Origin of the sequence: Paenibacillus durus (assembly GCF_000756615.1) — a bacterium.
Classification (GTDB): Bacteria; Bacillota; Bacilli; order Paenibacillales; family Paenibacillaceae; genus Paenibacillus_AQ; species Paenibacillus_AQ durus.
On record NZ_CP009288.1, the window covers coordinates 5,967,993 to 5,984,855 of the forward strand.

The 16,863-nt window shown below is 48.0% G+C and carries 16 protein-coding genes and 1 pseudogene; 4 read left to right on the forward strand and 13 right to left on the reverse strand.

From position 1 onward, the window contains the following. Positions 1-61: 61 nt before the first annotated feature. Positions 62-1,423 (reverse strand): GGDEF domain-containing protein, encoded by a 1,362-nt coding sequence (locus tag PDUR_RS26460; protein WP_233277447.1) that lies wholly within the window; start codon positions 1,421-1,423, stop codon positions 62-64. A gap of 91 nt (positions 1,424-1,514) precedes the next feature. On the opposite strand from PDUR_RS26460, the gene PDUR_RS29030 reads away from it, so the two are divergent. Next, positions 1,515-1,946 carry a hypothetical protein gene (locus PDUR_RS29030; protein WP_169744878.1) on the forward strand — a complete coding sequence of 144 codons (432 nt, stop codon included), beginning with the start codon at positions 1,515-1,517 and terminating at the stop codon, positions 1,944-1,946. Positions 1,947-2,110: 164 nt separating this feature from the next. Here the strand turns inward: PDUR_RS29030 and PDUR_RS26470 are convergent, their stop codons facing one another. Beyond that, positions 2,111-2,464 carry a helix-turn-helix domain-containing protein gene (locus PDUR_RS26470; protein WP_042208871.1) on the reverse strand — a complete coding sequence of 118 codons (354 nt, stop codon included), beginning with the start codon at positions 2,462-2,464 and terminating at the stop codon, positions 2,111-2,113. Positions 2,465-2,606: 142 nt separating this feature from the next. On the opposite strand from PDUR_RS26470, the gene PDUR_RS26475 reads away from it, so the two are divergent. Further along, complete coding sequence (locus PDUR_RS26475; RefSeq protein ID WP_052410422.1) at positions 2,607-2,999, forward strand: hypothetical protein; 393 nt, start codon at positions 2,607-2,609, stop codon at positions 2,997-2,999. A gap of 239 nt (positions 3,000-3,238) precedes the next feature. Here the strand turns inward: PDUR_RS26475 and PDUR_RS26480 are convergent, their stop codons facing one another. Together PDUR_RS26480 and PDUR_RS26485 are read right to left on the reverse strand one after the other, a co-directional pair. Next, positions 3,239-3,991: a leucine-rich repeat domain-containing protein gene (locus PDUR_RS26480; protein WP_052410423.1), complete on the reverse strand. Its 753-nt coding sequence runs from the start codon at positions 3,989-3,991 to the stop codon at positions 3,239-3,241. A 149-nt stretch (positions 3,992-4,140) separates the two neighbouring features. Continuing rightward, complete coding sequence (locus PDUR_RS26485) at positions 4,141-5,034, reverse strand: TetR/AcrR family transcriptional regulator (protein ID WP_042208874.1); 894 nt, start codon at positions 5,032-5,034, stop codon at positions 4,141-4,143. A 138-nt stretch (positions 5,035-5,172) separates the two neighbouring features. Here PDUR_RS26485 and PDUR_RS26490 point away from each other — a divergent pair, with 138 nt between their 5' ends. After that, on the forward strand, positions 5,173-5,763 hold the full coding sequence (locus PDUR_RS26490; protein ID WP_042208875.1) for an isochorismatase family protein: 591 nt from the start codon (positions 5,173-5,175) through the stop codon (positions 5,761-5,763). Positions 5,764-6,084: 321 nt separating this feature from the next. Here the strand turns inward: PDUR_RS26490 and PDUR_RS26495 are convergent, their stop codons facing one another. The 6 genes from PDUR_RS26495 to rlmH all read right to left on the reverse strand — a co-directional run bounded on the left by PDUR_RS26495 (position 6,085) and on the right by rlmH (position 14,448). After that, positions 6,085-7,269 carry a GIY-YIG nuclease family protein gene (locus PDUR_RS26495; protein ID WP_042208876.1) on the reverse strand — a complete coding sequence of 395 codons (1,185 nt, stop codon included), beginning with the start codon at positions 7,267-7,269 and terminating at the stop codon, positions 6,085-6,087. Position 7,270: 1 nt separating this feature from the next. Next, positions 7,271-9,352 carry a DEAD/DEAH box helicase gene (locus PDUR_RS26500; RefSeq protein WP_042208877.1) on the reverse strand — a complete coding sequence of 694 codons (2,082 nt, stop codon included), beginning with the start codon at positions 9,350-9,352 and terminating at the stop codon, positions 7,271-7,273. Next, positions 9,349-12,129: a class I SAM-dependent DNA methyltransferase gene (locus PDUR_RS26505; RefSeq protein ID WP_042208878.1), complete on the reverse strand. Its 2,781-nt coding sequence runs from the start codon at positions 12,127-12,129 to the stop codon at positions 9,349-9,351. The genes PDUR_RS26500 and PDUR_RS26505 overlap by 4 nt, the downstream gene beginning before the upstream one ends. A 246-nt stretch (positions 12,130-12,375) precedes the next feature. Then, positions 12,376-12,696 carry a hypothetical protein gene (locus PDUR_RS29035; RefSeq protein WP_156130648.1) on the reverse strand — a complete coding sequence of 107 codons (321 nt, stop codon included), beginning with the start codon at positions 12,694-12,696 and terminating at the stop codon, positions 12,376-12,378. 110 nt (positions 12,697-12,806) lie between these two features. Further along, positions 12,807-13,853: a YaaC family protein gene (locus tag PDUR_RS26515; RefSeq protein ID WP_052410424.1), complete on the reverse strand. Its 1,047-nt coding sequence runs from the start codon at positions 13,851-13,853 to the stop codon at positions 12,807-12,809. 115 nt (positions 13,854-13,968) lie between these two features. Continuing rightward, positions 13,969-14,448 carry a 23S rRNA (pseudouridine(1915)-N(3))-methyltransferase RlmH gene (rlmH, locus tag PDUR_RS26520; RefSeq protein ID WP_042208880.1) on the reverse strand — a complete coding sequence of 160 codons (480 nt, stop codon included), beginning with the start codon at positions 14,446-14,448 and terminating at the stop codon, positions 13,969-13,971. A gap of 154 nt (positions 14,449-14,602) precedes the next feature. Between rlmH and PDUR_RS26525 the strand changes: the two genes are divergently transcribed. Beyond that, positions 14,603-15,310 carry a DUF4386 domain-containing protein gene (locus tag PDUR_RS26525; RefSeq protein ID WP_042208881.1) on the forward strand — a complete coding sequence of 236 codons (708 nt, stop codon included), beginning with the start codon at positions 14,603-14,605 and terminating at the stop codon, positions 15,308-15,310. On the opposite strand, the pseudogene PDUR_RS26530 reads toward PDUR_RS26525, so the two are convergent. The 3 genes and pseudogenes from PDUR_RS26530 to PDUR_RS28430 form a co-directional block, all read right to left on the reverse strand. Next, a pseudogene (locus tag PDUR_RS26530) lies at positions 15,267-15,862 on the reverse strand (Crp/Fnr family transcriptional regulator). The gene PDUR_RS26525 and the pseudogene PDUR_RS26530 sit on opposite strands and share 44 nt — an antisense overlap. 221 nt (positions 15,863-16,083) lie before the next feature. Beyond that, entirely contained in the window at positions 16,084-16,452 is a 369-nt protein-coding gene (locus PDUR_RS26535) for a VOC family protein (protein WP_042208882.1), read from the reverse strand. 93 nt (positions 16,453-16,545) lie between these two features. Next, positions 16,546-16,713 carry a CxxH/CxxC protein gene (locus tag PDUR_RS28430; protein ID WP_063619538.1) on the reverse strand — a complete coding sequence of 56 codons (168 nt, stop codon included), beginning with the start codon at positions 16,711-16,713 and terminating at the stop codon, positions 16,546-16,548. Positions 16,714-16,863 lie beyond the last annotated feature (150 nt).

Genomic DNA, 16,863 nt, shown 5'->3' on the forward strand with positions numbered 1-16,863 from the left:
TCCTGTAAGTTAGGATTTCCCAAATTGCCGTTACTAAAGCTTTGTACAAGACAGCGTGTATCTAGGGTGAGAAGCTACCAGCACGTTTAGCAAGGTACATGTTTTGGTCAGCTCTTTTGATCAAATCAGTCACGTTAAGGGCATGATCGGGAAAAACTGCTATGCCTACGCTCAGCGAAGTGTTGATGACATTTCCCTCTAGCTCGAAACGTTGGGGGATACTCTGTATAATAATGCCAGTAATTTCATCCAATCGGCCGATCCATTCACTTGGAGTGGCGATACTTATCGCGAATTCATCACCGCCGAATCGCGCGCAGCGCATACCCTCATGCTGTAGCAGAGTCATATGTTCCGCGACGGCCTGCAGCAGCAGATCTCCCGTATGGTGACCATACAGGTCATTAACGATTTTGAACTTGTCCAAATCGAAGAATAGGACGGCCACCTGCTCCTGCCTCACCGCGGCAGATGAAAGCATGATAGTGAGCTTTTGTTCGAACGTCCTGCGGTTGAGCAGTCCCGTTAGGCTATCGTGGCTGGCCAGGTATTCCGACCGTTCGAGCGCATGCTTCAACTGCTCAAGCAGCTTCTCACGATCTAGCAGAAACATCACCTGCCTGACCAAGGTCAGCACAACAATACTCGTAAGGCCTGCAAGAAAGATACTGTTCAAAGGCTGCCCAGCACTGAAGAGCCCGACGAACAGGAGAAGGCTGATGTAAGGAACGGAAAAATGGAGAATCCGGACGCTGCGCGTGTCACCAGTCAGTATCGGTCGCGAAGCCGGATTCAGCGAATACAAGCCAGCCAAGGCCAAACTGAAGGAGGCAGATGCCCAGAATGGATCGATCCATGTCTCTAGAGAATCCATATGATGTACGTCGATGAGAAACACATATAGCAAATCTCCAAAAACGTAACATACGAATCCGACCATTAGAAACAATAGCACCTTGCTGTTAAACCTCCGCTCACCGTTGAGCAGCCAAACGACCAATATAAAAAACCTTAGAACTGAGGTCACAGGATAGAACAAATCTACCCAAAGTGTAAAAAAATCCAGGTCATTGTTTCCGTAGTAAGCCGGTTTCACCAGGTACTCCCAGCTAATGACTGATATACTGATGAGCAGAATGGCGGAATCGAATAGATGCCGGGTCCTTTCGCCGGAGCTCTTCAGCCGGACATAAAGCGCGATCAGGTATAGAAAAGAGCTCGAATACCAAAATAGATCGGCGATGCCGATTTCGGGAGCTTCCATCGACCATACCCATTCGTAGGACCCCCAAATCGTCTGAGCAATCAATTCACAAGCGACCCCGATTGTGATGATAACCCAAAATCGCTTTGAAGTCCCCGTTTGCTTACGGATGACAAAAACCAAAACGATAAATGATATTGCAGGTGCCAGCATGTTCATGCTATAAAGCCCAAAGGTGTAGTGGCTTTTCCAAACAGATATAAAAGTCTCTACAGAAACGAAAAGAATGGAGAATATAAGTAGGTAGAAAGTGAAACGGTGCAAAATTGGTATCTCCCTCCTTCTCATGCGTGTTGTACCTCTGCAAAAAGAAATTGCTGCCGTTGACAAGGAACTCGGAACGCTGGATGCCTCCTGGCAGCTAGAACAAAGCTCTGCCGATCCGGTTCCTCTACATCAAGTAAAGCAGGCTATCGACAGCACCAAAACGCAAATGAACCTGCTTCAGACGATCGTGAAGCAGATTCATGTGAAGAAAGGCCAGAAAATCGAAGGCATCGAATTTCAATTCGATGCCAAGGTTAATGCAGCCCCTTCCACCCAAACGGTGGCAGGGGCTTTTGCCTTGTCCAGGCAAAAAATCCTTGGGGTTATGGAACTGCTCCCAATTCCGTCTTTCCCGAAAGGCCAGGATTTGTCTTATAAGCTCTTCGTTCATCTTCGTGCTCCTGCCCCTAACTAATAGATTTATGAAACAACGACACCATCATGCAACGGCAAAAAAGAGGCAGTTATCCCCTATGCCGGGTATACGCCTCTGAATGGTTAGGTCACGGCCATGCTTTGGCCTTGTTATATGCATCTTATATAAATTTATTATGGGATCGGGAAATAGTCAAACACTGGTTATGTAGAAGCACTGCCTCTTAAAATTTCTCTCAGCACATTTTTAGCAAGCCGTATCTTCTCGTCATTGGCTTCACGAAGCAACCCCACAATGTCTTGGATATCTCTCTCCGCCGGCGTAACCATGAACTCTTCATCCAGATATGCAAATAACTGAATCAAATTGACATCAAGGGACTCTGCAATCTTATACAAATTCAATAAAGATACATTCTTCTCACCGCGTTCAATCTGCCCTATGTATGAAAAATGAAATCCGCCCTTCTCTCCGAGAGCTTCCTGAGATAAACCCCGCTCTTTCCGAAGAGCACGAATCCGGATTCCTACGAGCTTTAATATTTCCTTATCCTTCATGGTATTCACCTCTTCATGTCAAAAGTGTAGACAAGTTTCATTAAGGTAAACACCAAACGTTTAATATCATTATTTATTTTGATATTTATAAGTATTATAATTGTGTAATACTTTTCCTTTTCTAGATTAGGAGGCAATCGTCATGGAGATAAGCTTGCAAGACAAAGTAAAAGACTACTATCATCTTGCTCAATATCATATGAAACTAGCCCATATCATGAGAAATCACCATCAGTTCGAAAATGCTCTCTTCCTTTGTCATTCGGCACTCATCTCCATGATCCGTGTGCTATATATTTATGAGAACAAGGCAGAGTCAGATTCAGAAATATCATTAATTGACCTTTTGCTGCTGATACACACGGATTATAATCCAGGGCTTGATATTGTGGTGTTTATTGGCGAATTGAATTATATCGTTAATGAGGGTGGTAAGGGATTGGAAGTTGTAAAGGTGGAGAATGGGGACCGGTTGATAGTAAGGACGGAGGAGGTTTTGAAGGAGTTGTATGGGAGGATAAACAAGGGTCTGTAACAAAGTGTGTTAACTCCCAAACCGAAACTAAACGTTTTGTGATACGGTTCGGCGTAACATCCTTAGAACGAATCGAAAAGCACCCGATCGGGTGCCTTTACTGGTTGGAACAACTATTGCGTCAAGCCGCACCGCTGCTTGCCCCAATTCCCGAAGTGAAAAGCCATTTCATCCAACCGTTTTGATTTTCACAGAAAAAACCACTCTTAAGCAATCAGAGTGGTTTTGTTCATTTCTTTTTATGAATTGGGGTTATTTTCCAAATATACTTTGACGCCATTGTTCTCCAGCTGTTGGATAACCTGCTCCGCTTGCTCATTCAGCGGGTTGTTTGCCAAAGATACTTCTTTTAATTGCGGCATCGTTTCGAGCACTGCAATATCCCGGATGAGGTTATCATCCAGATAGAGATACTCCAATGTTGGATGATTTTTCAACGGCGTCAAATCTTGAATTTTATTGCCGCTCAGTAAGAGCCATTCTAACTTCAATTTCTGAATGGGCCTTAGATCCTCTACCTGATTGTTGCTGGCAAGAAGATCGGTCAGCTTATTCAGATTTTTTAACGGCGCCAGACTTTTTATCTTGTTACCGTCAACAACCAGATTCTTCAGAGAACTTAACCCGGAAATCGGTGAAAGGTCCGTAATCTGATTCCCCTCAATAGCTAAAAACGTTAACTTTTTCAACTTGCTCAGCGGTGTAATATTCCTTATCTTTTGGCTGGGCAGAAATAAGCCCTGCATGTTGACGGCATATTCAAGGCCTTGAACACTGGTAATTTTAGACTTGGACTCCATCGCATACAAAGACTTCAACTTCTGCAAATCAACCGCCTTCAGCTCTTTATTCGCCGGCAGCTTTAATTCCGCTCGAATGACTTTCGCCAAAGCCGGGTCCGTAATGACGGATGCTGCCCAAATGGATGTTGCTGGTAACAATACAAGAACCAAACAAATCATGATGATATTTTTTACTAGTTTAGTAGGCATACAGACTCTCCTTTTAGGCAAATCGAACAGGTACCATTCCTTTGCTTTATCGGATTTCACTGCACAAATGTTTAGCTTGATAAAGATATGGTATTCTCCAAAAAGTAATCAAAAAACTTGTCCCTACTTGAGATAGGGTTTGCTGTGGATCAATCCCGTTCAGATAGGACAATCTGCTTTAACTGGATGACCAGGCTCTTAAGCTCCTGCTCCTGTTCCAAAAAGGCGCACAGCGCCTGGATGAGCGGCCGCTTTAGCTGCGGCTGGGCGATCTCAGCGCCTAACAGATGAATAACCTCTTGCAGATCCTTCCGCCGAACGCTCCCGCTAGGCCAGACCTCCAGTGCAGCCGTCACTCTGCCAAGCAGCTCCTCAGCAGCCTGCCCTCTGTCCCTCCGCCAGTCTTCCGAGCCCATGTGGATGAAAGCGTCGTAAGAACTTTGTCCGAGCAGTGCCTTTGAGCCTTCCCTTTTCATGTGCGCGGCGAGCGCATCCAACTTATCGACGATAAACCAAGCCGTATCTTCAATCGACAGCGGCTTCACCTCATAAAGGATGCGCAGCAGATAATCCTTAAGAATGGCACGGTATATGAACAGCAGATCCCACAGAAACGGCTCAATTTGCGAACCATAAACTTCCAGCAGCCAAGCCTTGTGCCACTCCATCATGCGGCCGCGAACATGATTCCGAAGCGGATGGAAGGCAGCATCCTGCGTAATAGGGAGCTCCGTAAACTCAACCAAAATCCGATTGAATTCGATAAAATACTGATAGCGGAACACAATCTGCTTGACTAGCCCTTCCTTGGGAGTCCCCGTCTCTGTTTTCTTCAGATGCTCTGCCTGGTCAAAATACGCTGTCTGACACTCATCGAATACTTGGCAGAATAGGTCCTCCTTCGAGGGAAAGTATTTGTACACCGAACCCTTGGCAATGGAACAGTCCTCGGCGATCTCTTGGATCGAAGTCGCAAGAAACCCTTTTTTCTTAAACAACTGGAAAGCTGAACGGATAATCTCCTGCTTCGTTACACTCATCATCACAAATCCTCTCTTGACACCCTTTGACCAAAGGTACAAAATAATAAACATAGAGTCAAGTGACCGATTGTTCATAATTTTATACAATGAGTCATGGTGAGGGTCAAACTCGATTTTGTTCACGGAGTGTGATGATTCATGGAAGAATTATTATTTGATTTTCCTCAGACAGCCTTAATCGTAATTGATTTGCAAAAATGGCTTGGAACCCACTATGCCCCTCATTCAGCTGAGCAAGTCGTCAGCCGTGCCGCCTCCATGGTAAAGGCGTTCCGAGATGCAGGTGCATTCGTGGGGCTCGTACGCGTATCCAGTAAGGACTTCAAGGATATGCCGCGTCCTTTGCTGGATCAGGCTCCTCCTGCAATGAACCTGCCACCCGGCTGGGATGAAATTGTGCCAGAGATCGGTGTCACGGACACCGACCACGTGATTACAAAGCGCCAATGGGGTGCCTTCCATGCGACGGACCTGGATCAGCAGTTGCGCCGGCGCGGCATTACGACGATCGTCCTTTGCGGCATTGCTTCAGGTATTGGTGTGGATACCACAGCGCGAGAAGCCTTCGCCCACGGGTATCAGGTGATTTTTGCGATAGACGCCATGACCGGTTTCAGTGAGGCGGAGCATGAGCATGTGCGTTCCGTGATCTTCCCGCGGCTTGGCAGAATTCGCACGACGGCGGACATTCTAGCCTGTGCCGCCCTTCACTCTTCGACTTCTGATTGAAGAAGCTATCGGAATCAGAGCCAGGCATCCTTAGGGAAAAACAATCAAAAGGCGGCCCCTGCGGTTTCATACGGGCAGTTGGGGTAGAACTTCTCTGCCCGAGGGGCAGGGGCAACGAATAAAGTGGACGACAAATCATTGTCTACGACCTCGGAGGGTTCAGGCTGAGCCGCGTATGCAGGTGATTATTTTATAGCTATCGTTATATTTCGGTGTTATTTGTGGTAGGGTTCACCGTATCATCTATAGAGCGAAGCTAAGGACACCCCTCAGGTGTCCTTAGCTTATTTATCAGTATTTAAAATAGAAATTCCACTGCAATTACAACCGTTCGACCAAACGAGCGATCGTAGGATCATATACTACATTATTAATAATCGAACCATCTTGAATACGACTCACTGCTTCGTCGATTACATTTAGAGGCACGAGGAACCATTCCTTTGGACGTACGGGGTGCCCAAAGCGGTCATTGATCGTAATATCGAGCTGAGCAGGAGCGAAGATGCGGTGGAATATGCCCTCCAACTTCGTCCGGTTGATGCTAGCTAGCTTATAGCTTGCTACGACTTCCACATCTGCTAGGAGGTAAGTAGCATCATGAGCTGCATTGGCGATACGGGCTTCAACTTTACCGCCGGTCACACCAATCTTATGAATGAGTTCACGATGTTCCGAGACAAAAGGATGATCGGAGAAGCTTCGCAGTACATAGATGGTCCCACTCTGGATGTCATTCTCTTCCCAGTCTGCGCTAAATAACCCTCCACCAATAGGATCGGTTAATCGACGTCCAGCCTCATCTTTGTACAACGCACGCTGCAAGGATCTGAGGAGAAGATTGCTCTCTGTACCATTAGAGTAGATGACCCTAAGTCGTGCATCAGTATGACCATTAGGGGCCTTAAATTCATCACCTATTTCAGCTACGTAGGCAAGTTGCCCCCCTAAGATAAAGAAGTTCCCCTTATTAATGCTCGCATCCTTACCAAATGGACGCGTCTCTCGATCCCCCGATTTAAGTTCGTTCTCAACCTGCTCAAACAGAGGTTTAAAACGAGCAAAATCTTCACATTTCTCGCGATTCGCAATTTCCTCGGCAGCTCGTTTTTCAACTTGAGAGCGAACATGGCGTAATTCTGTAATATCTGAAGTAGCGAGCATTCCTTCAAGTTCAGCAAGCAGCTCATCATCATCCAAGATAGTTACCGGATCGATTTGTTTAGTCTCTTCCTCACTTAGCAAGCCTTGGCTATTTAGGGGAGTAAGTAGGGTTCTGCAATCCTCCTGTGCGCGCAGTCGATCAAGCCGCACTGCATACAGTCTTTCGAAAATGTCATTCTCTTCTCCATGTTGCGGAGTACGACCATGCTTTTTCACAAATTGCTGGATCTCTTCAAATCCTGCAATGATGTGCTCTTCACGCGGCGTGTAAGAGCGTGTCTTTGCTACTTCATACTCTACACCAAGTTCTCGGAGAAGATCGTCATCAGAAAGGTTAGACATTTTATATTCCACCTCCGCTACCTTGAGCGGCCTTCTGCTGTGTGGAAAAGCGCTGTAAGGCTGCAACTCCTTCGGCCATTCGCTTTTCCCACGGATCTTGCGAGTTTATATCTGGCAGTCGTCCACGCTCTTTTTTGAACTGAACAGCCCGTTCAGTCAGTGCTCTAGCTTCTTCATATGGTATACTTACACGCTTTGCAGCAATGACAGCTGCAACTTGTTTTAAGCTATCCTCACTTAATGCTTTAGATAGAATTGCATACGCTTCGTTGAATGGATTAATACGGTCGATGAGGTCGATGTCTAGTTCACAAACGTTCACGAACTTACGAACCCCATCGATAAGAGCAGTGTTGGCAATTGGCTCATTGCTACCCTCTGTACCCTTCGTCGCAGTCTGCTTTGCTTGTTGTGTTAAATTAAGGGCAGCAATGGCGTGCTGACGAACTGCTTCCTGATCCTCCGTGTCAAGCTCTGGATATTTCTCCTTGATAATTTTGCCCATGCGAACTTGCGTCAGCTCTTCTGGTACCATTTCTTTGTCAAACAGGCCCCGTTCAATAGTGTTTTTGTCCTGGACGAATGTCGCAATGACCTCATTTAGGTCTTCCCGACATATACGAGCAGCTTCCTCGCTTTTTGGCTCGAAGAGACCTTTGATTTCAATCTGCATTTGTCCTGTTTCATGGTTAAAGCCTACATTACACTTTTCTGGATCATAACCCTCATCTCCATAGTCGAATCCCTCCACCGGTCCACTTGCTGCACTCTTCGATTTGAACTCGAAGCGAGGCGAAAGGACCTGTTCCATGAGCAGGCTGGCAGCAATTGCTTTCAGGGTATCGTTCACCGCCTCTATTACCGTCTCTTTGGAAGCATCGGGCTCCGCAATCAGATTGGTGAAGCGAGCACGCGTTTTGCCCGGAGCGTCACGGGTAGCACGACCTATGATTTGCACAATCTCGGTAAGACTCGCCCGATAGCCAATTGTAAGTGCATGCTCACACCATATCCAATCAAATCCTTCTTTTGCCATGCCAAGAGCAATAATGATATCCACATGGTCGCGATTATTCTTATGGATAGGATCTTTCAATGCATTAGATACCCGGTCACGTTTAGTCGAATCGTCATCTACCAGATCGGCAATCCTAAGAACTCTACCATCTGACGTCTTAACTAATTGAAAGCCAGTTACGGAATCAGTGCCTTGCCACTCCCCCAGCTCTTCAATGATGTGTTCAACTTCTTTAATCTTGTTTTTGGTACTCTCGCGGGAATTAACGTTTGGGATATGAATGATGGTCTTCTCAGACGAATCTAGCACTTTAAGAATGTCATCTGTATAAGAATCAGAATAGAAGTAATAGCCAATATCAAGTTGTTTCAGATACTCGTATCCATTAAGTTGCTCATAATACGTGTAAGTGACTGTGTCGAACTTTGCCTCGTCTTGCGGAGCTAACACCGCCTCAGCATCGCCACGGAAGTAGGAACCCGTCATCGCAACAATATGCACACTATCGCGAGAGATAAACTGACCAAGATGCAAACCTAGCTTATTGTCCGGGTTCGCAGAAACATGATGGAATTCGTCCACGGCAATCAACCTGTTATCAAACGCCTCTACTCCGTACTCTTCGACAGCGAAACGGAAGGTAGCATGTGTACAAACTAAGACTTTATCGTTACTTTCAAGAAACGCACCGACTGCCTTAACCTTACCTCCGTTGTCCGAGCCAGGGGCATTACATAGGTTCCATCTCGGCTCCACGACCCAGTCGGTCCAAAAGCCATACTGGCTCAGCGGCTCATTGTTGAAGCTGGATCCGATTGACTTTTCAGGCACAACAATAATTGCCTGCTTGAGTCCTTGGTTCTGGAGCTTATCTAGGGCAATGAACATCAATGCCCGACTTTTGCCGGATGCCGGTGGCGACTTAATAAGTAAGTACTGTTCGCCTCGCCGTTCGTAGGCACGCTCTTGCATAGTTCGCATTCCCAGGGCATTGGATTTCGTGGAATTTCCGTTACGAGCGTAAGACACAGAAATGGTAGGGATTGATTTGTTTCCTGCAGTCATTGGTTTGCCCCCTTCTTGCTTCTCTTCGTCTGTGGCGCTGATGTTGTCATCTTGGTGTAGAGTTCAAATAGCTTTTCCAGCCGTTCCGTATCATTTCTAAAACGGCGGCCAATATAGATACGTTCCAGCACCTCATCGTTATACTCATGAGCCTCACGAAGGTTGGATGGCATATTTTCTGGCTCGTAGAGCTCTGCGATTGTCGCTGGGAAGTGTGTCTCACGTGCCAAAAGAATTTCCTCAGCACAGCGGGTAAGGTCCGCTTTATTCTTCTCAGTCAGAGTAGGGATAGGAAAGGTATTCCATCCGAGAGTGTTGGAATACGAAAATCGCATTTCTAATCTAACACAAACTGCACCAATCCAGACCCAATGCATGCGGGAGGCTATCAGGGCGAGGTTCCATAATGGTGCATCCATTATGGCGAAGTTCTTGTTACTAACGATACTACCCGCTGGAAGATATCCCACTGGCAAATATGGACGACCTTCGGAACTCACTCCAGGGACTACAATAATCCGCTCATCTCCGTGCTGCCGTACCTCGCCAAAACGATGGGGGGAGTTGGCGAGGGCTTGTGTGGTTGGGCGATTCGATTTCTGCCGCTTATCCCGCACGCTTTCAAACCGCGCGGCAAGCCACTCATTAGCGACTGCCTCATCATAGTCTGAGTCGTCAACCCAAATACACCTGCGCTCTTGCCCTCGAATGTATTCCTGCGATCCCAGGAATGGTCGAATGAATTTGCTAGGGACACCATGTAGCCGTACAGCATTCTCCGCTTCTTCAGGAGCGAGTAACAACCCCCCACCATCATTGGGCATGTTACCAAACGTCATTTCGGCAACCTCACTGATCCGCGTAGTCCGGGGACCAACAATGATGTTAGGGCCAGGTACGAGATAGGCATTGATATGCCCTGTAGATTTAACGATAATTCCCCCGTCGGGCTTTTCACTAAAAATCCGGCGCTCAGTACCTGGATTGGTAGAAATGCCTACAATCACCACCGTGACTCCCGCATTCTTACTGGCGAGATTAGCCCACTTAAATGAAGTATGGGCGAAAGTGATCTGGTGGCCAGATGCGAAAATCAACGACCATAAGGTTTCTACTTGGCGTCCTTGGCAGATCGAGTTAGTAGCCACAAATGCTGAAACAGTTGGCGTCCTCGTACCATAATCCGCAGCCTTCATTAACCAGCCGGAGACGTAGTCCAGCGATTTCCAATTTCTTGTCCGATCTGAAAATATTTCCTGTAAATCGTCCTTCTGCTCGTCGGTTTGCCATTGACTTCCACGATAGGGTGGATTTCCACAGATATACGTCTCCCCGCCTTCATTCTCGAAGTCAATCTGTGCTTGATTCAATGGCGTACTGAAAAGATCATCATCATGGAATTTCACATCTGTTCCAGTCGGTGGGCAAATACTAAGCCAATCTAGTCTTAGAGCATTGCCACAGGTGATCCAGTTCTCCGATGATAGCGGCAAAAAATCTGCAAGAGCCAGGGTGGGCCCACGATACAGTACATTGCATTGGTATTCGGCGATAATGAGGGCAAGACGAGCAATTTCAGCTGAAAAATCCCGAAGTTCGATACCGCGGAAGTTGGTCAACGGTATGTCGCTCTCACGCCCGGGTTCACCGCGTCGTTCGTTGATAATGTTTTCAATTTCTCTCATCTGCTTGTATGCGATGACTAAGAAGTTGCCTGAGCCACAGGCCGGATCAAAAACCCGAATCCTCGAAAGACGCTTGCGTAGGTTGAGTAGCATACGAGGGTTGTCACCTGCTACTTCAAGCTGTACCCGTAAGTCATCCAGAAATAACGGGTTGAGCACCTTTAGAATGTTCGGCACGCTAGTATAGTGCATGCCGAGCTCACTGCGTTCCTCGTCATCCGCAACCGCCTGTATCATCGAACCAAAAATGTCCGGATTGATCTTCGTCCAGTCTAAGCGGCCAATGTGTAGTAGGTAGGATCGCGCAATCTTACTGAACCGCGGCACATCTACATTGCCCGAGAAAAGTCCTCCATTTACATAAGGGAACGCATTGGCCCATCGTGGTATGTTTACCCTATCGTGATCAAGATCCTTTGTGTTCATAGCGCGGAAGATTTCACTAATTACTTCATGCGTGTTAGAGGCATCCTGCGCACTCATTTGCTCGATGGTGTCAGTGAACAGCCTTGTGCTGTTAAAGATACCGGTGTCCTCGGCAAAGAAGCAAAAGATCAGTCGTGCCATAAAGTGATTCATCTCGTGACGTCGATCGGTCACTTCCCATTGGGGATTGTCTTTCAAAAGCTCAACATAGAGTCGGTTCAATCGGCCCGTTGCTTGGATGTCGAATGAACTGTCGCGTACCTGCTTGACGGTTGTAATCCCAGCAAGTGACAAGAAAAAACCAAAGTGATCTGGGAAACCCCGATAAGCACAGGCTACCGTCTCGCCGGACTCCAGATCCTCGGCCTCAAAGTCTACCCCGTCCGTGGCAAGGATATAGCGTGCTTTTGCCCTGATCGTTGCCCGGCTTTCTTTCAATTCGGCAAGTGCCATGGTAACTTCGCCAGGTTGAGCGACCACGATATGGATGTTGTTAGTTTGTAGAACCCCACCTAAGTCTGATTTATTCGTTTCTCCTGAGCGAAGGCGCTTAATTGTCGTCTCCTTGTTCCCAAATGCCCGAAGAAAGGCAAACGGAAACTCCTCCTTATCAAAAGGCTGAATTGCCAATTCCGAGACTGCTGCTTCGATTTCTACTGGGTTCATGGCCTGTTTCCTCCCGACTTAGTTCTCGTGCTGATATAATGCTATCGTCATTTTCTGTAGGGAGATAAAAAATGCTCTGAATAATCAACGTTATGAGCAAGACAGAGGGTCTCTTCATCAATTTTTATATTAATAAATCTCATTATATCCTCCATACTAAAAAACACTTTTCTTTCAATTATATCATATGGGCCAAAAGGAGCGAATTTCAAATGATCCAGCAACAACAGCTTATTCTCTCTCGCCTCAAGCAACCTCGGGCTGTACGAGATGAACGAGATCGACCGCAGCCTGTTCGCGGAATGCCTGAACGACCTGAACAGGGAGCTCGACACCGAGCTTACCCGTCGGTCGAAGCTGGAACTGGAACTCCGCGACGATCAGGCCGAGCCCGTCTCCTTCGAGCTCGTACGTTCCTTGGTTGGCAGGTTTGACGCCCTGCTCCACCGCTCTCCGTTCCCGCAGCGTAAGACACTGGTGCACCTGATCGTGAAGCGGATCACGCTGGACGACAGGAAGCGCGTCAGCAACGTCGAGCTCGCCTTCAATGAGGAGACCGAGAAGCATTTTTTAAGCGTAGCCCCTTCTGCTGGACCACATGCAGAAGGGGCTTTTCCTTTTTCCGGAAAAGCCCCGATGCTCAAAAAATCACTTGTGTTTATCATATAGATTCTATTTTATATCACGCCTGTATCAAGAAATTCGAACCCTGTAATTTCGGAAGAGATCTCGTTAATAAACTGATAGGGTGATTTCTGAATAAATTCTGTAATAATCCAGTTATGCTTACCTGATAAATATCCCCGGAGAATCATTGGATTGTAACGAGAGAGCTCGCTCAACCGGTGCATGGCGGCATAGGCTAATGTAACTGGACTCCTATCAATCCACTTATCTCCGTTGCTTCCCCGTCTCATGTACCACCTTTTATCACCTTTCCCTACTATCGGCATAACATACTTCCTTAACTTTCTATGGTATGCCTCAAACGTCTCCATCTTCTCCTTACTCCAGTTGAATCTTCGCTTGAGCCGTATTACAAACCGATCATTGATATTATTTACTCGCTCAAAACCAGACGGTAATTTGTTGATCGTATGACCATTTGCATATCGAGGATCTGGCTCTATCTCTGCAACAAACCAACTTTGGGAAGATCCTAGCTTGGACACAAAATGTGGATTTCTCAACGGAATGAAGAGCTCCGGCACAGCTCTTGTTTCGGTATCGTACGAAAGAGAATATGCTCTATGTATGTATGGAATATTGTAGAACACCTGATCAAGGTTATATTCATATTCTCCCGGTACAATATGGTCATCAAGCAATCTGCTCAGTGCAGCCAGTATTCCGCGTGTCTTGAAGCGAATTTTCTCGTCTTCGGTACTGGGCCTTGTTAATCTGGTGCCAGAAAAGTTGCCAGCAACCCCATGGCTGTTCGAGAACGCCTGCTTTTTTACAATCAAGAGTGTCTTTGCAGCGTTTAAAAAGCAATAATATAGCGGTAATGGAGCCGCTGTAGGAGGCAGGGATTTTGAACTTAAATAGAAGTTTCTAGCCTGCTCCCAGTAGAATGCCGCCTCTGCCGTACTCTTATTCCTCAACCAAGATTCAACAAAAGTCCAAGGCTCGCTTGCAAGCACTGTTTTCCCACCAAGATTCGGAGTTACAGTTGCAGACTTAACAGTGAGTAATCTACGCTTATAATATATCGGTCCTGCCACTAGTCCACTTCCTCGCTTAACATCAGGTATTACGATAAATTCCACATGACAATCTGAAACCCTCTAATCATCCAAAAAATCAAGAAATTATACTCAGTACCACAAAAATTTCGCCCTACTTGTGATACGGTTCCCCCCGATTGATCTTCACCGCCCGATAAATCTGCTCCACCAGCACCAGGCGCATGAGCTGATGGGGCAGCGTCATGCGCCCGAAGCTGAGCCGCTGCTGCGCGCGGCTCAGGACCGCATCGGAGAGCCCATGGCTGCCTCCGATGACGAACACGACATGGCTCGTCCCGTAGGTGCCGAGCCTGTCGATCTCCCCGGCAAGCTCTTCCGAGCTCCAGAGCTTGCCGTCGATGGCGAGCGCGATAACATGCGCGCTCTCCTTCACATGCGCGAGGATGCGCTCGCCCTCGCGCGCCTTCACGGCCGATACTTCGGCTTCGCTTAAGGTATCGGGCGCTTTTTCATCCGCCACCTCAATCATCTGGAACTTGAGGTAGGGCGTAAGCCGTTTCGCGTATTCCTGGATGCCCTGTACCAGGTATTTCTCTTTCAATTTACCGACCGCAATAAGCTGAATGAACATAAAGATCCGAACTCCCCTTTCTTCGTCCTCTAATGATAAACAAGGACCGATGAATACACAAACGCGGATCTCTCCTTAACTTAAGTCAAGGAAGTCCCGTTCCCTCCTTAGTACAATGTAACCACGAAGAATTCTTCAGAGGAGGGTTATTCAAATGTCGAATCCAGCGGCCCGAGCGGCCGGTATTTCACTCATTTTAATGGCGGCTGCCGCCGCACTCTCGTACGGATATGTACATCGAAGTCTGGTCACGGAGGGAGACCCGGGCGCTACATTTGGCAGCTTGACCGCCGCTCCCCTGCTGTTCAGGGCTGAGATTTTGGCATGGACCCTGATTATGGTCTGTGACATCGTGGCTGCATGGGGATTATATAAGGTGCTGAAGCCCGTGCAGCCGGGCCTGTCCCTGCTGGGCGCATGGCTGCGCTTGTCGTATACGGCGGTCTTGGGTGCGGCCGTCTCCAGTCTTGTCGTCGTTTCACTGCTTACAGGCAGCAGTACCGGGGCATTTTCGAGCTTCACGGCGAATCAGCTGGAGATCGAGACGATGCTGTTTCTGCGAGCTTTTGCAGCGGTATGGTCGGTTGGTTTGATCATTTTTGGCGGGCATCTGCTGATTGTGGGGGTTCTGGCTCTCCGAACAGGGAATGTACCTAAGATCATCAGCGTACTGCTCTTGTTGGCCGGGGCGGGTTATATCGTCATTCATGTGTGCCGCACGCTTTGGCCTGAGGCCGAGGGTCTTGTAAAAGGGCTGGAGTGGGTGTTTATGCTGCCGATGACTGCCGGGGAACTGGGCTTCGGGATCTGGCTGCTGTTCAGAGCTCCGTCTCCGCGCATTCGCGGTGAAGCCGCTTCTTGATCCGGCTCAGCGACTCCGGCGTCATGCCGAGATAGCTTGCCGCTGATGCTGGGGAACTCGGTCGATAAGGCCGGGTCTTCGAAGAAGCAGGGTCTTATAGCGCTCTTCGGGGGAAGAAGCGATAAAAGCAGCGAACTCCTCCTGAACCTGACCGAAGCTCTCCTCGATCATCCGGCGTGTCATGGACTCCAATTGCGTGTATTTGGCGTACATCTCCCTCTCGGCGTTCAGCTGACCGACAACCAATACAGAGTCCTCCAGACAGGTCAGGGTGTAATCCGACGATTTATCCGGCTTATGTACATTGAAGATGGCGATCGCCTGCTCCTCCGTGTAGAAGTTCGAGGTTATGTCCCGGCCCGTCTCATCCACCGCATGCTGCCGTACGCACCCCTTCAGGACAAAATAACATTTGCCGGGAATCTCCCCCTGCCTGAGCAGAACGGTTCCCTTCCTGTATTCTTCCACCTGAATCTCATCCAGAATCGCGTGCTGCTCTGCTTCGCTCAAGGAAGTCAGCCGGGTCATATATTTCAGTAAAAGATGCTTCATTTTTTCCAGCCTCCCTCCTTCAATGTAGAAGTTACCGCGTCAAGGGCACCTCAAAATTATCCGAGTGAAAATGGCTGTAATACCGCCCGTTCTCCGCCGTAAATTTCAGCACGCTGTAGTCCGGGTCGGTCACGCCGATCGGATATGACTTGCACCATCCTCCATTTTAAGGGGGGCCAGGCGGGTTGTACATTTTCTTTTTTGTAGGCTAAGGGCTGACCCTAATCGCTATGCTCCGCCAGCTGCACTTCAAAGCCGTCCGGGTCTAGGATATAAAAGAACCGCAGGCGGGGATTGGGCGCGACCGGCCCGCGAACAGTCGGGATGCCCTCGCTCTTTAGGTATTCCATCGCCTCATCCAGGGATTCCACCTCAAAACCAATGGACACCCCGCATTCCGCCTTTAACACCGGCTCGCTTCCCTGGATCAGTTCAACCTTCGGCTGCCCATCCGTCCCCAGCATGGCGATCTGCCTGCCTCTGCTCTCGAATCTGCGTTGAACCGGTAGTTTGAGAATCCCGTGATAGAAGTTCAGGGACACCTCCAGATCGCGCACCCGGAGTGTAATCCAGTTCATGCTCAAATTCATGCGTATATCCCCCTCTGTTGATTGTCCCATCCGCTAATGTGTTGCTAACGGAAAAAGACGGCGGGAAGCCGTCTTTTTCTCTCCCATTTCTATTTATACCACCAAAAATTCCGCGTTCTTCTCGCATTCCGCGCATTTGGCCGGCGGGTCCCAGTCCGAGAATTCCGTATCTTTCAAGTCCACGATGTCGGGCGCATCCTCGTATTCGTCAACGAACATGTCGATGGCCAGCTCCAGATGTTCTTTGCACACTACATACATTTCCTGCAAGCATCCCTTTCCCTTTGCCTCTTTAAGCGTAATACTCCTCTTTCTGTTCTACCATAATTCCGGCGAAAAAGGAATCCAAATAACCCGTAAAAGTGACCGACTAAGGCAGCCGTTCTTTTACGGGTCTATGAATGCCCTTGC

Excerpts from the sequence above, each read along its gene's own strand:
- PDUR_RS26460 (WP_233277447.1), bottom strand. The coding sequence starts at position 1,423 with ATGAACATGCTGGCACCTGCAATATCATTTATCGTTTTGGTTTTTGTC.
- PDUR_RS26470 (WP_042208871.1), bottom strand. The coding sequence starts at position 2,464 with ATGAAGGATAAGGAAATATTAAAGCTCGTAGGAATCCGGATTCGTGCT.
- PDUR_RS26475 (WP_052410422.1), top strand. The coding sequence starts at position 2,607 with ATGGAGATAAGCTTGCAAGACAAAGTAAAAGACTACTATCATCTTGCT.
- PDUR_RS26480 (WP_052410423.1), bottom strand. The coding sequence starts at position 3,991 with ATGCCTACTAAACTAGTAAAAAATATCATCATGATTTGTTTGGTTCTT.
- PDUR_RS26485 (WP_042208874.1), bottom strand. The coding sequence starts at position 5,034 with ATGATGAGTGTAACGAAGCAGGAGATTATCCGTTCAGCTTTCCAGTTG.
- PDUR_RS26490 (WP_042208875.1), top strand. The coding sequence starts at position 5,173 with ATGGAAGAATTATTATTTGATTTTCCTCAGACAGCCTTAATCGTAATT.
- PDUR_RS26495 (WP_042208876.1), bottom strand. The coding sequence starts at position 7,269 with ATGTCTAACCTTTCTGATGACGATCTTCTCCGAGAACTTGGTGTAGAG.
- PDUR_RS26500 (WP_042208877.1), bottom strand. The coding sequence starts at position 9,352 with ATGACTGCAGGAAACAAATCAATCCCTACCATTTCTGTGTCTTACGCT.
- PDUR_RS26505 (WP_042208878.1), bottom strand. The coding sequence starts at position 12,129 with ATGAACCCAGTAGAAATCGAAGCAGCAGTCTCGGAATTGGCAATTCAG.
- PDUR_RS29035 (WP_156130648.1), bottom strand. The coding sequence starts at position 12,696 with ATGCTTCTCGGTCTCCTCATTGAAGGCGAGCTCGACGTTGCTGACGCG.
- rlmH (WP_042208880.1), bottom strand. The coding sequence starts at position 14,448 with ATGTTCATTCAGCTTATTGCGGTCGGTAAATTGAAAGAGAAATACCTG.
- PDUR_RS26525 (WP_042208881.1), top strand. The coding sequence starts at position 14,603 with ATGTCGAATCCAGCGGCCCGAGCGGCCGGTATTTCACTCATTTTAATG.
- PDUR_RS26535 (WP_042208882.1), bottom strand. The coding sequence starts at position 16,452 with ATGAATTTGAGCATGAACTGGATTACACTCCGGGTGCGCGATCTGGAG.
- PDUR_RS28430 (WP_063619538.1), bottom strand. The coding sequence starts at position 16,713 with ATGTATGTAGTGTGCAAAGAACATCTGGAGCTGGCCATCGACATGTTC.